General features: G+C 64.2%; 8 protein-coding genes and 1 tRNA gene. 2 read left to right on the top strand and 7 right to left on the bottom strand.

What is annotated here, in order from left to right; genetic code table 11:
• The first annotated feature begins 278 nt into the window (after nucleotides 1-278).
• Nucleotides 279-355: transfer RNA gene (locus FG95_RS17100), tRNA-Arg, on the top strand.
• Here FG95_RS17100 and FG95_RS20630 read toward each other — a convergent pair.
• A complete protein-coding gene (locus FG95_RS20630; protein WP_152567697.1) occupies nucleotides 326-568 on the bottom strand; it encodes a hypothetical protein in 243 nt (80 codons plus the stop codon). The two genes, FG95_RS17100 and FG95_RS20630, sit on opposite strands and share 30 nt — an antisense overlap.
• Nucleotides 553-3,084 (bottom strand): glycoside hydrolase family 3 protein, encoded by a 2,532-nt coding sequence (locus FG95_RS17095; RefSeq protein WP_037557436.1) that lies wholly within the window; start codon nucleotides 3,082-3,084, stop codon nucleotides 553-555. The genes FG95_RS20630 and FG95_RS17095 overlap by 16 nt, the downstream gene beginning before the upstream one ends.
• A 253-nt stretch (nucleotides 3,085-3,337) precedes the next feature.
• On the opposite strand from FG95_RS17095, the gene FG95_RS17090 reads away from it, so the two are divergent.
• Complete coding sequence (locus FG95_RS17090) at nucleotides 3,338-6,322, top strand: TonB-dependent receptor (RefSeq protein WP_052182474.1); 2,985 nt, start codon at nucleotides 3,338-3,340, stop codon at nucleotides 6,320-6,322.
• A 94-nt stretch (nucleotides 6,323-6,416) separates the two neighbouring features.
• Here FG95_RS17090 and FG95_RS17085 read toward each other — a convergent pair whose 3' ends face one another.
• The 5 genes from FG95_RS17085 to thpD all read right to left on the bottom strand — a co-directional run bounded on the left by FG95_RS17085 (nucleotide 6,417) and on the right by thpD (nucleotide 12,817).
• Nucleotides 6,417-7,445, bottom strand: coding sequence for a LacI family DNA-binding transcriptional regulator (locus FG95_RS17085; protein ID WP_037557434.1), 1,029 nt, complete (start codon nucleotides 7,443-7,445; stop codon nucleotides 6,417-6,419).
• Between the two features lie 382 nt (nucleotides 7,446-7,827).
• Complete coding sequence (locus FG95_RS17080) at nucleotides 7,828-9,186, bottom strand: MFS transporter (protein ID WP_037557433.1); 1,359 nt, start codon at nucleotides 9,184-9,186, stop codon at nucleotides 7,828-7,830.
• Nucleotides 9,171-10,439 (bottom strand): MFS transporter, encoded by a 1,269-nt coding sequence (locus tag FG95_RS17075; RefSeq protein ID WP_037557432.1) that lies wholly within the window; start codon nucleotides 10,437-10,439, stop codon nucleotides 9,171-9,173. Before FG95_RS17075 ends, FG95_RS17080 begins: the two co-directional genes overlap by 16 nt.
• A gap of 21 nt (nucleotides 10,440-10,460) precedes the next feature.
• A complete protein-coding gene (locus FG95_RS17070; protein ID WP_037557431.1) occupies nucleotides 10,461-11,900 on the bottom strand; it encodes an aspartate kinase in 1,440 nt (479 codons plus the stop codon).
• Nucleotides 11,897-12,817, bottom strand: coding sequence for an ectoine hydroxylase (thpD, locus tag FG95_RS17065; RefSeq protein WP_037557430.1), 921 nt, complete (start codon nucleotides 12,815-12,817; stop codon nucleotides 11,897-11,899). Before thpD ends, FG95_RS17070 begins: the two co-directional genes overlap by 4 nt.
• Between the last annotated feature and the right edge of the window lie 9 nt (nucleotides 12,818-12,826).

Below are 12,826 nucleotides of genomic sequence, written 5' to 3'. Positions count from 1 at the left end.
CTCAGCTGGATAGAGCGCTGCCCTCCGAAGGCAGAGGTCAAGCGCTAATTTCTCGGTAAATTTCCATCTATCTCCTTGGTATTAAACGCTTTTTCTGGTGAAAATAGCGTACCAAATAGGTTCGGTTCTTTCGCGTAAGCATGACGTAAGCATACTATGTAGTATCATAGCGTACGAAGGGTTTGGCTAGCGTACGCCGTTGCTGTCGATCCTGTCCTGCCATTCCGCATCGAATCCGTTGACCGATGCCCGTCGAACCGGCTAGGCACCGCCCCGAAGCACCCGTAGCTCAGCTGGATAGAGTGTCGCCCTCCGAAGGCGAAGGTCACAGGTTCGAATCCTGTCGGGTGCGCCATTTCCTTTTCATTTCAAATACTTGATGGGAATCCGGATAGCGCGTATCCCGACGGCGGAAATCGAAACCCGCCGATAGCATCAAGCAGCCGTTCGATCTCTCCGCTGGCCACCACATGGCTGCGGCTCTTGAAGGAATGGCGTCTTCGCGAAGTCGTCCTTTGGCGAGCAGCAACATCTGGCCATTGATAAAAATGGTCAGGCCTCGGCGCATTTCGCGACGACGTCGGCTTCCACGCCGCTACCCAAGGCGACTCGCGAGAGACTGATATTGAGGCTGCCACGGGTATCCACGCGAAACGGGGCGGTTATGCGTGACATGTCGGCGCCCGTCGCCGCGAAGCATTTGAGCGGCACGCCTACTACGCGCCACTGGCCGGGCACGAGCGCAGCAAATTCGGGCAGAAGAAGCGGACGACCGCAATCCGAGCCATCGCAGCGAACCGACAGGGTAACCGGCGCAGAGAGCGGCGCATCGAGCCTCACGGTCGCAAGCAGCATGACGTCGCCGTTAGTCTCTCTCGAAAGATCGATGGCATTCCGGGCGTTGATTTCGATCGCAGCGCCCTCAGGGCCCGCAGTGATGACGAAGCGCCGCGCCCCTTCCTGTACGGTGTGATCGGCCGCGTTGACGGTCGCGCGACCCGACAGGCCGGTCGCAGGAACCGTCGTCACGCGCAACGGATCGCTGCCATCGGCTTGCGATACGATTAGCGACCATGATGCCGTTGCTTCGCCTTTGTCGAAATAGACGCCGCTGCCGCTGCCGTCGTCGGCAACCTGGCTGTCCTGCGAAAGCTTTTTCCACGGTTGCGATCCATCGGCGTAGGTCAGGCCATAGCCGAGAGGAAACAGCGTTGGTCCGCCTTGCCTCGCCGTCGCTGGCCAGGCCGTCGGCAGGCGTCCCTGGAAATCGAAGGCCATCGTGCCGTCCTTGCGTGCGAACAACAGGTCGGCGACGCCGGCACCCTCCGAACCGGGAAGCCAAGCCGTGACGAAGGCGTCGGCTTCGTTCAGCGCTTCGGTGACGAAGAGCGGCCGACCGGTGATCATGACCGCCACCACCGGGATTCCCGCCGCTTTCAGCTTGCGCATCGTTGCGAAGGGGCGGCGCAGTTCGGGACGCAGCTGGAGCGACGGGATGTCGCCCTGAAATTCGGCATAGGGGGTTTCGCCGAAGACGACGATCGCCGCATCCGGGCGCTGCTTATAGTCGCCATCGGGGGCAAGCTCCGCACTGCCGCCCGCCGCGGCGACATTTTGCTCGATGCCGCGCCATAGCGAGGTCGCGCCCGGAAAGTCGCCGTTATCGAGCCCCGTCCCCTGCCAGCTCAGCGTCCAGCCGCCCGACTGGCGGGCGATGTCGTCGGCGCCGTCGCCTGCGACGAGGATATGCGCCTGCGGCCTGAGCGGCAGCAGGCCGGTGTTCTTGAGGAGGACGAGCGATTTGCGAACCGCTTCGCGGGCGACGGCCCGGTGCTCGGGCGCGCCGAGCAGTTCGTAACGGCCCGAATAGGCACGCGCGGACGGCTTGCCCGCGTCGAACAGCCCCAGCCGCTGTTTGACACGCAGGACGCGCAGCACCGCGTCGTCGAGCCGCGCCATCGGGATCGTGCCGTCCTTCACCTGCGCCAGCGTGCTCGCATAAAGCGCGCGCCAGCTGTCGGGGGCCATGAACATATCGATCCCGGCGTTGGCGGCGACGGGGCAACTGGCGTTGCTGCAGCCGGCGACCTGGCCATGCGCGTTCCAGTCGGTGACGACGAAGCCGCCGAAGTTCATCCGCTCTTTCAATATATCGGTGACCAGCCCCTTGTTCCCGGCGATCTTCACGCCTTGCCAGCTCGAAAAGCTGGTCATCACGGTGGCGACGCCATTTTCCATCGCGGGAATATAGGGCGCGCCGTGGACGAGGCGCAGTTCGAGTTCGGACACGGTCGCGTCGCCCTGATCCTTGCCGTCGACGGTGGCGCCGTCGGCGAGGAAATGCTTGGTGCTTGCGGCGACATGCGGTCCCGCCAGTATCGGCGCGGTCGACGGCGGTCCTTGCAGCCCGCGGATCATGCTGCCGACATAGGACGCGACGAGCGCGGGGTCCGACGAATAGCCTTCATAGGCGCGCCCCCAGCGATAATCCTGGGGGACGGTTACGGTTGGGGCGAAAGTCCATTCCTGACCCGTGACGCGGATTTCGATCGCCGTAATCCGGCCGATGCGCTCGATCAGTCCGGGATCGCGCGCGGCGCCCAGCCCGACATTGTGGGGAAACAGGGTGGCGCCGACGATATTGCTGTGCCCGTGCACGGCGTCGGTGCCCCACATGATGGGGATTGCCGGCGTGCTCTCCATCGACGCCGCGTAAAAGGCGTCGGCCAATGCGAGCCAGTCGCGCGCGGGAGCTAGGTCGTTGCCGCCGGGCCCCGAGTTTCCGCCGTTGAGCACCGAGCCCAGATGATATTCGCGCACCTCTTCGGGCGTCACGCTGCCGATGTCGGCTTGGATGATCTGGCCGACCTTCTGCTCGACCGACATGCGGGCCAGCAGCGCGCGGACATGCGCCTCGCCGCTGGGGGTCAGGATTTGGGGATAGGCGACTTCGGGCCATTGCTCGGGATGGACCGCGCCGGACGATGGGTCGGAAGCAATGGCCTCCTGCATCGTCGGCGCCGCGAGCGCGGGAACTGTCGCGGCGGTGACGGCAATGGCATAAACCGTTATTTTTGAAAGCATAAATCCCCTCTCGGATGCGGCGTCGTTCGCCGATTCTTTCCGGATTTTCTTATGTCAACCTTGACAGGCATAAGTCCATATATCGTCGATTTCCAAACATCGTTTGACAACGTTGACAAGATTATGCAACAAAAATGGAGCGCGAGGCTGACCGTCCCTTCGAGTCCGCTTGCCGGTTCCGGAATTCGGTCCGCCCGCGCGAACAGGGATTTTCATTGTCCGCACACAAAGATGCGGCTTGGGAGGGATGGATATGACCAGCGCGACTTTGCGCCACCGGAGCATGTTGTTTGCGGCGGCATCGGCCTTGGCCATGGGACTGGCCGCTTCGCCCGCGGCCGCGCAGTCCGCGCCGGCGGCTGACGAAGGCACGGAAAGCGAAATCGTCGTCACCGGTTTTCGCGCGTCGTTGGAAAATGCGCTGAACGCCAAGCGCGATTCGAACCTGATCATCGAATCGGTGACGGCCGAGGATATCGGGAAATTCCCCGACCAGAATGTCGCCGAATCGCTGCAGCGCCTTCCCGGGATTCAGATCGACCGCGAAAATGGGCAGGGGTCGAAGGTCCGCATTCGCGGCCTCGAACAGAATGTGACGCTGCTCAATGGCGAGCTTTTCGTCAGCGGGCTCGAAGTCTACAAGGTCGGCGAGGGCAATTATAACCGCAACGACAGCCTCGAAGGCGTGCCGTCCGAACTGATCGGCGGCATCGAGGTTTTCAAGTCGCCCAACGCGTCGCTACTCGAAGGCGGCCTCGGCGGTATCGTCAATCTCAAGACCCGCAACCCGCTCGACTTGCAGGACGGGCTGACCGCCGCGGGCAATTTCAAGATGAGCAAGGGCAGCGAAATCGGCGGCTGGGAACCCGCCGGCGCGGCGGTGCTCGGCTATAATTTCAACGACCGGCTCGGGATCATCGCGTCGTTCAGCTACGAGCGGACGAACAATCACGTCAATGTGCTCGGCGGCGACAATCGCGGCAACTGGGCCTTTGCCGAGGGGCGCCGCGATACCGCGACCGTCCCGACCAACTATTATGCCCCCGAATATCGCTATATCACCGACCGTGACCAGTATCGGCGGCGTTGGGGCGCGTCGCTCGGGGTCAATTTCAGGCCCACCGACGAACTCGAGGTCAGCGCGCAATATTTCCATTCGGACCTGAAGATCGACACGCGCGAGGCTTCGGTCAAATTCCCGTTCGGCCAGGGCGAATCGCAGGGCCTGGTGGGCAGCTACAATATCAACGACAATGGCGTGCTGACCGACGGAACCGTGCGTGCGCAATCGGCCGAGGTCATTTCGTTCGTCGACGTCTCGAAGATCAAGTCCGACAACCTTCAGTTCGGGATAGAGTGGGACAACGACGCCAATTTCCGCGCGTCGGTCATGGCCGATTATTCCTCGTCGAAGATGGGCCGCGAAGTGGCGAACAACGATGTGCGTTTCACCGCCTATGGCGTCCGCGGCCCCGGCACCTCGGGGCCGCAGCCGGGTTTCATCCCCAATCCGGCGGCGCCCGCGACGTTCGATTTCACCTATCGGAACGGCGACTTCCCGAGTTTCGGCATCGCGCCGGACAGCCCGCAGGATTTGTTCAGCAATCCGGCCTACGGCTTCTTCAAGTCGCACTGGGCCTTTGGCGACCGGTCCGACATCAAGGGCCATTCGATCCGCGCCGACTTCGGTTATGACGTCGACGACAGCGACACGAACACGATCACGCTGAGCGCGGGCTTTCGTTATGGCCAGCGCACGGTCGATTTCACCTCGGGCCGCTATCTCGCCGATTACAGCGGCAAGGGCGAGATCGACGCGACCGCGATTCCCGAGGCCGAGCGCGTGCCCGGTTTCTCGTACAACTGGACGCCCTACGGCTATTTCCAGGACGGCGCGATCGGATACAAGATCTGCGACCTGCCCGAGGCGAACAAGCCTGCGGCGTTTGCCGGATGCACCCGCTTCGGCAATTCACCGGCGCTCATCACGCCCTATCAGACTTTGACCAGCAATCCCGAGCGGGTCGAGACGATCACCAATTTCGCGGGCGGTGGGCATGTCGCGGGCGATACCGTGCTTGTCGCCGACCGGTCGCAGATGACCAATGCCCTGCAATGGATCCAGTCGCTCTATCCCGACACCCCCTTCACCTTCTTCGCCGATCCCTTGCAGACCTATCGGGTGAAGGAGGAGACGAAATCGGGCTATGTCATGGCCGACATGGGCGGGCTCGACGATCCCTATCATGTCAATGTCGGGCTTCGCATCGTCAACACCAGCCTGACGGTCGATCAGAACCAGCCCGCCAGCGCCGATCCCAGCTATTGGGGAACCGACAGCTGGAACGGGGTGCTGCGCGACTTCACCACCGCCCGCGTCGTTCGCCGCTACACCGACTTCCTGCCCAGCGTGAATGCGGTCTTCAACCTCAGCGAAGGCGACAAGGTCCGCTTCTCGGCCGCCCGCGTCGTCGCGCGCCAGCCGCTGGTTTCGCTGGGACAGGGTTTCGCCACCCAGTTCACGCGCGACCCTGCGGACGATCTGTTCAAATTCACCAACGGCAGCCGCGGCAACGCCGATCTCGATCCGTTCCGCGCCTATCAGTTCGACCTCGGTTTCGAGCACTATTTCGGAAATCAGGGACTGCTGTCCGCCGGGCTGTTCTGGAAGGAGGTCGACAGCTTCATCGTCAACGAAACCGTCGCGGTTTTCGTGAACGACCAGGCCGGTGGCCGGCTCGGTCCCGTATCGCAGCCCGCGAACGGATCGGGCGGCCGGGTGAAGGGGTTCGAGCTCGCCGGCCAATATGCCTTCGATTTCGGCCTCGGCTTTACCGCCAACTACACCTTCTCGGACACCAGCACCGATTTCAGCACCGACTTCACCGATAATCTGCCCTTGCCGGGCGTGTCGAAGCATTCGGCGAACGGGCAGATTTACTTCGAGAAATATGGCTTCGCCGCGCGCGCGTCGTACAGCTGGCGCTCGAAGCAATATCTCGGCAATTTCGGTTTCGCCGACGGGACGACGACGCGGACGCTCGGCATCTATCAGAAATCCTATGGGCAGCTCGACGGCCAGATCAGTTACAAGATTACCGACAATTTCGAGGTCTTCGCCGAGGCGATCAACATCACCAAGGCCGATACCAGCGTCTATCTGCAATTTCCCGAACTGCCCTTCCGCTATGAATCGGGTTCGCGGCGGTTCTATGGCGGGGTGAAATTCAACTTCTGATTTCGGCATCCCCCGAAATATGGCAGCGGTTCTCTTCGCGAGGACCGCTGCTCCTTTTTTCGGGGCGTCCCGATAGAGCGGGACCTCGCTGTGGCTATGACGAGATCGGCGGCGGCGCGGCGGTCAGCCGATCGACGAACGCGTGCGCATGGATAACCATCGCTCCCGGTTCCTCGCCCGCGAGTTCGCGAAGCAGCATGTCGGTCGCCGTCTTCGCCATCTCCATGACCGGCTGGCGGATCGTCGTGAGGCGCGGCCACACCACGCGGGCGATCTCCGAATCGTCAAAGCCGACGACGGTGAGGTCGGTGGGAACGTCGAATCCCAATTCGCGCGCCGCCGACATCGCGCCCACCGCCATATCGTCATTCTGCGCCAATATGGCGGTCGGCCGCAGCTTGCGCGACAGCAGGCGCTTGGTCGCCTCATAGCCCGATTCAAAGCTGAAATCGCCTGTCTCGACGAGTTCGGGGCGCTGCGACAGCCCGGCCGCGTCGAAGGCCTGGCGATAGCCGACAAGGCGCTGCGCGCTGGCCGCGTGGGCCGGATCGCCCATGATGATCGCGATTGTCCGGTGGCCGAGCCCTACGACATGCTCCGCGATCTCGCGCGCCGCCGCAACATCGTCCATCGCGGTCGACAGGCCGACATCGAGCCGGGATTGGGGCGCGATCCGCGCGAACGGAATGCGCGCATCCGAAAGCCCGTCGAGAATGTCGGGATGATCGGACGCCGGCGGCGCGAGGATGACGCCGTCCAGCGCCGCGGACCGGACGAGACTGACCACTTCGAGCGGGCGGTCCATGACCGATTCGACCGGCAAAACGATCAGCCGGTAGCGTCCGCCATGCAATCGTTCGAGCGCGCCCCGCTGCAATTCGACGACATAGCTCGGACTCGGCTTTTCGTAGATCAGGCCGATAAGATAGGATTGTCGCCGGACAAGGCCCTGCGCAAGAACATTGGGATGGTAGTTGAGCTCCTTCGCCGCACGGAGCACCTTTTTGCGCAATGCGGGCGAGATATGCGGTTCGTTGTTGAAGACGCGCGACACGCTTTTGGGTGACACCTGAGCCAGCCTGGCGACGTCAATGCTTGTCGAGCGCTTTCCTCCTTGAGCCATGCTTCAGCTCGTGACGAGATTGTCCTTCGTTGTCAATCGGGGAGCTGCTTCGCGCTTGAACCGGACTCAATGGCGCAGCGCCCCCTTTTTCAGTCGGGTAGAAAAATGGATGCTGGCCGGCTTCTTGCTTGCTGGAATTTGCAACCAGCATTGCCAATCGTCGCGGCCAATTACCGCACGGCTGCTTCTTGCGATTTGCGCCTCAGAGCTGCCCCGTCCCCGATCGGCCAAAAGCGCCGGGCAGGCGCAAAGCCGACACCTACCCGGCCGCCCAGGCGTAGCCTGTCAGTACCCGCTCCGAAAGCAGAGGCCAAGGGTTCGTATCCTTTCGGGTCCACCATTTCTCTTTACATTTCAGTTTGATATATCGCCGCGGCGCCGCCTATCCGCCACTGGAAGCGGGGGTCGCTTTTCGCGCGAAAGGATCTTCGCGCAGCGATCGCCCGGCGGTTTCCGGCATGAAACGCAGCGCCGCGAGGCCGACCAGACACGCCAGCATCATATAATAGGCGGGCATCAGCGGGTCGCCGGTCAGGGTGATGAGGCCGCTTCCGATCATCGGCGCGGTGCCGCCGAAGATCGAGGTCGAGACATTATAGGCGATCGCGAAACCCGCGAAGCGCACTGCGGTTGGGAACATCGCGGGAAAGGTCGCCGAGATCGTCGCAAGCTGCGGCACGTAGAGCAGGCCGAGCGCCATGAAGGCGATCAGCGCGCCGGCGAAGCCCGTCCCGATCAGCATGTAGAGCGGCACCACGCCGAGTAGCAGCCCGACCAGCGACCAGCGCCACATCGCGCGGCGTCCGACGCGGTCGGACAGCGCGCCCGCAAAGGGGAGGAAGACCATCATGAAGAGCATGCCGATGATCGGTACGAGCAAGGCCTCTTCGTTCGACAGGCCGATGCGCCGCTGCAGATAGGTCGGCATATAGCTGAGCAGCGAATAATTGACGACGTTGAGCGCGACGACGAGTCCGCCGACGACGAGCAGCGGGCGCCAATAGTCGCGCAGCATGATCGCGATGCCGGGCGGCTTTCGCCGTTCGGCCGACGCCATTTCCTCGCGAAAGATCGGCGTGTCCTCCATCTTCGAGCGGACATACATGCCGATGAGCCCGATCGGTCCCGCGATCAGAAAGGGAATGCGCCAGCCCCATTCGTGCATCGCCTGATCGCCGAGGTGCAGCGAATAGCCGAGCATCAGCGCCGCGCCGAAGGAAAAGCCGGCGAGCGTCCCGAATTCGAGGAAGCTGCCATAAAAGCCGCGCCGTTCGTCGGGGGCATACTCGGCCATGAAGGTCGCCGCGCCGCCATATTCGCCGCCGGTCGAAAAGCCCTGGAGCATCCTGAGCAGGATGAGCAGCGTCGGCGCCCAGAAGCCGATGCTGTCATAGGAAGGGATCAGCCCGACCGCGAAGGCCGCGCCCGCCATGAGCAGGATCGTCATCGCGAGCACCGACTTGCGTCCGATGCGGTCGCCGAGCGGCCCCCAGAACAGCCCGCCGAGCGGCCGGACGAGGAAGGAAATGGCGAAGGTCGCAAGCGCGAACAGCACCGCATCCTCCATGTCGCCGGGAAACAGCGCCGCCGAGATATAGGTCACGCCATAGGCATAGATGCCATAGTCGAACCATTCGACCGCGTTGCCGAGCGCGGAGGCTCCGACCGCGCGGTGCAGCGGCGTGGGCTCGCGAAAGGGGGGCGGGTGCCCCGGGGCGTGGGTCGTTACGGGCTTTTCCATGTCTCACCTGTTTGCGGAGGGGGTTCGGACGACGGCTCGGGGCCGGCGGGGTCGAGCAGCGCGGCGACGGGCGTCGTGCGCGGCAGAATCTGGAAATCCTGCTGCGCCGCGCCGGGGACGGGCGCGCTGGTAGCGAGGCGCCACAGGCCGAAGGCGAGCATCGCCGCCGCCGCGAGTGCGATGAAGAGAAAGAGCCCGCCCGCACCCGCGAACGTCATCGCCGCGGCGGCGCCGAGCGGGCCGAGCGCGGCGCCGACCGAATAGAGGAGGACGAGCTGGCCGCTCGCGGTGACGCGCTCCGACGGGAGCAGGCGGTCGTTTGCGAAGGCGACGCACAGCGGGTAGAGCGCGAAGCTGAGCCCGCCGAATATCGCGCCGAGACCGAGCAATAGGGTGCCGGTAGGCGCGGTGGCGAGCGCAATGCTGACGGCAAGCGTCGCGGCGAAACACGCGATGATCACGCGCCGCCGGTCGTAGCGGTCCGACAGGCGACCGAGCGGCCATTGCAGCGCGACGCCGCCGAGGATCACGATCGTCATGAAGGTCGCGGTGTCGGCGAGGCTGAGGCCGATCCGGCGCGCGTAAATGGCGGCAAGGCCATAGAAGGCGCCGAGCAAGAGGCCGGTGATCCCCGCACCCGCGACACCGAGCGGCGACGCTTCGAACAGGCGCTTCAGCGGTAGCGAGGCGGCATCCTCGAGCAGCGGCGCGGCCGCGCGGGTCAGGCAGACGGGGATGATCGCGAGCGTGATGAGGATCGAGGCGAGTTCGAAGGGGATCTGCGGCGCCGTGTTCCCCGATCGCAGGATGAGCTGGCCGAGCGCCTGCCCCGAATAGAGCGCGACCATATACCAGGCGAGCACGGTGCCACGTGTCGCCGGTTCGGAACGGTCGCCCAGCCAGCTTTCGACGCAGATGAAGACGCCCGCGACGCACAGCCCGTCGACGAAGCGCAGCGCCGCCCACAGCGCGGGGTGCTGGAACAGCGCATAAGTCAATGTGCTTGCCGAGAGCAATGCGACGAAGGCGGCGAAGGCACGGATATGACCGACGCGGCGCACGACCTCGCCCGCACGCAGCGCGCCCACGACGAGCCCGGCAAAATAGGCGGTCGCGACGAGGCCGATGATCATCGTGCCGCTGCCCGCGCGTTCGAGGCGCAGACCGATCAGCGTCGACAGGAAGCCGCTGCCCGCCATCATCACGAAAATCGCGACCAGCAGGCTCCGCACGGGCAGGATCGTTGCGAACATCGGCCGCGTTCGGCCGCCGCATCACGCGGCGCGCCGGCCCTCCGCAGCCGCATCGACGTCTTCGACGAGCGCCTTGTGCAGCACGCGCACCGCCGCGTCGAAATCGCGGCTGTCGACGATGAACTGGATGTCGACATTACGGATTTGATGCTGCATCGCGATCATGCCGATGCCGGCGTCCTCGAGCGCGCGCAGCGCGTCGGGGACGAGCCCGGGGCGCGAAATGTCGCTGCCGATCGCCGCGATCATCGCCACCGGTTGCGTCGAGATGGCAGCCTCGGGATAGTCTTTTTGCAGGTCGGCAATCACCTTTTTCACCGCGTCGGCGCTCGCCGACAGATAATGGGTGATCGTGTTCGCGTTCGACGATTTGCTGACGATCCACAGCCGGTGGCGCGTCAGCGCGTCGAGGATCGCGGCGTCATAGCCCTTCACCCCGACCATATCCTGTTCGAAGAAGGTCAGCGCCTGCATCTGACGGATGCCGGTGACGATCTCGACGCGCGGCACGTCGGAGACATAGTCGCCCGTGACGAGGGTGCCGCCATCCTCGCGGTCGAAGGTGTTGCGCACGCGCAGCGGAATGTCGGTCTGGCGAAGGCCGCGTCCGGCCCCCGGATGGATCGCTTCCATGCCGAGGTTCGCGAGCTGGTCGGCGACATCGTAGTTGGTGCGGCCGATCTTGCGCGCCTTGTCCTCGCCGACCAGCTTGGGATCGGCGCTCGACAGGTGGAATTCCTTGTGGATGATCGCCTCGCGCGCGCCGGTAAGGACGGCGAGCCGCGAAAAGGTCATTTCGGTATAGCCGCGCGCATAGCGGCGCACCATGCCGCCCTCGCAGCCGGCATAGCCGGTCACGATCGGCAGCGTCGTGGCGAGGTCGATTCCGGCGAAGGCGTCGCCGATCCGCGCGTCGAGACTGCGGAGATCCTCCTGATCCCAAAGCGTCAGGTCGACGAAGCGCGCGTTCACGTCGCGGTCGCGCAGCAGCAATGCGGTGCTGTGCGCGCTGTGCGCCTCGCCGATCCCGGCGAGCAGTTCGCGCACCGTCATCAGCTGTTCCTTGACGCAGAAGCGGCCGTGGGCGCGCAGGCGCGCGAGGTCTTCGAGGCACGCCGCGACCGTGGCGATGCGCGTGTCGACGAAGGCGTCGGCCTCGTCGCGGCTTTCGGGCCGCGCGAACATTCCGGCGTTGCGTTCGTGCATCGCGCGGCGGACATCCTCCATCGCCTCGCGCCAGCCGCCCACATCCTCGTCGGCGACGAAGCGGCCATAGACGCCGGGCACGCCGCTCTTCTTGTTCTCGAGCAGCAGGTCGGTCATCCCGCCATAGGCCGAGACCACAAAAATGCGATTGTAGAGATCGGCACCCGACCGCCCCGCGATCAGCACATTGTCGAACAGGGTCGCGGTTGCGGCCATCGAAGTGCCGCCGATTTTTTCGACGCTATGCCCGGTCATGCGGCCACCGTCTCGGCGAGCGGGCCGCGTTCGATCGTCAGCGGTTCGGGTTCGCCGCGATGGGCGAGGAACCAGGGGCGCGGCTTGTCCACACCGAACGGCATTTCGAGCCGGTTGCTGACCGCATTATAGACGAGGAAGGCGTTGGCGCGCGGGAAGGGGGTGATGTTGCCGTTCGACCCGTGCATCAGGTTGCAGTCGAACAGGATCACGGTGCCCGGCTTGCCCGTCGGCGCGACGATGCCGTGCCGGTGCGCGAGTTCGGCGAGGCTTTCCTCGTCGGGAACGCCATATTCCTGTTTCTTGAGTGAGCTCAGATAATGATCGTCGGGGGTTTCGCCGACGCAGGTGAGATAGGTGCGGTGCGACCCCGGGATCACCATCAGCGGCCCGTTGTGCGGCGTGTTCTCGGCGAGCAGCACCGACATCGACAGCGCGCGCATCCGCGGCATGCCGTCCTCGACGTGCCAGGTCTCGAAATCGCTATGCCAGTAGAATTCCTTGCCCGTGAAACCGGGCTTATAGTTGAGGCGCGACTGGTGGATATAGACCTCGTCGCCGAGCAGGAAGCGCGCGACGTCGGCGAGCCGCGCATCGGCGGCGAGCCGCGCCATCACGGGGCTCTGCGCGTGAATCTCGAAGATCGAGCGGATCTCGTTGGCCTGCGGTTCGGTGACGATCGTGTCGCTATCGAGCGCGGCCGGATCGGCGAGCAGCGCGCCAGCCGCTTTTTGCAGGAAGGCGACCTCGTCGGCCGAGAAAATATCCTCGAGCACGATATAGCCGTCGCGGTCGAATTGCGCCGCCTGGCGCGCGCTGATCGGCGCGTCATTGTTCCATTCGCTATGGACGACAGGGTCCTGCCGCGGCCGCATTTCGGCCTCGGGTGCGTGCCGCGATGGGTAGAGGTCTTGCATCGGACGTCT

The sequence above is a fragment of the Sphingopyxis sp. LC363 genome, assembly GCF_000756385.1.
GTDB lineage: Bacteria > Pseudomonadota > Alphaproteobacteria > Sphingomonadales > Sphingomonadaceae > Sphingopyxis.
This window is presented reverse-complemented; position numbering and strand designations above follow the sequence as displayed.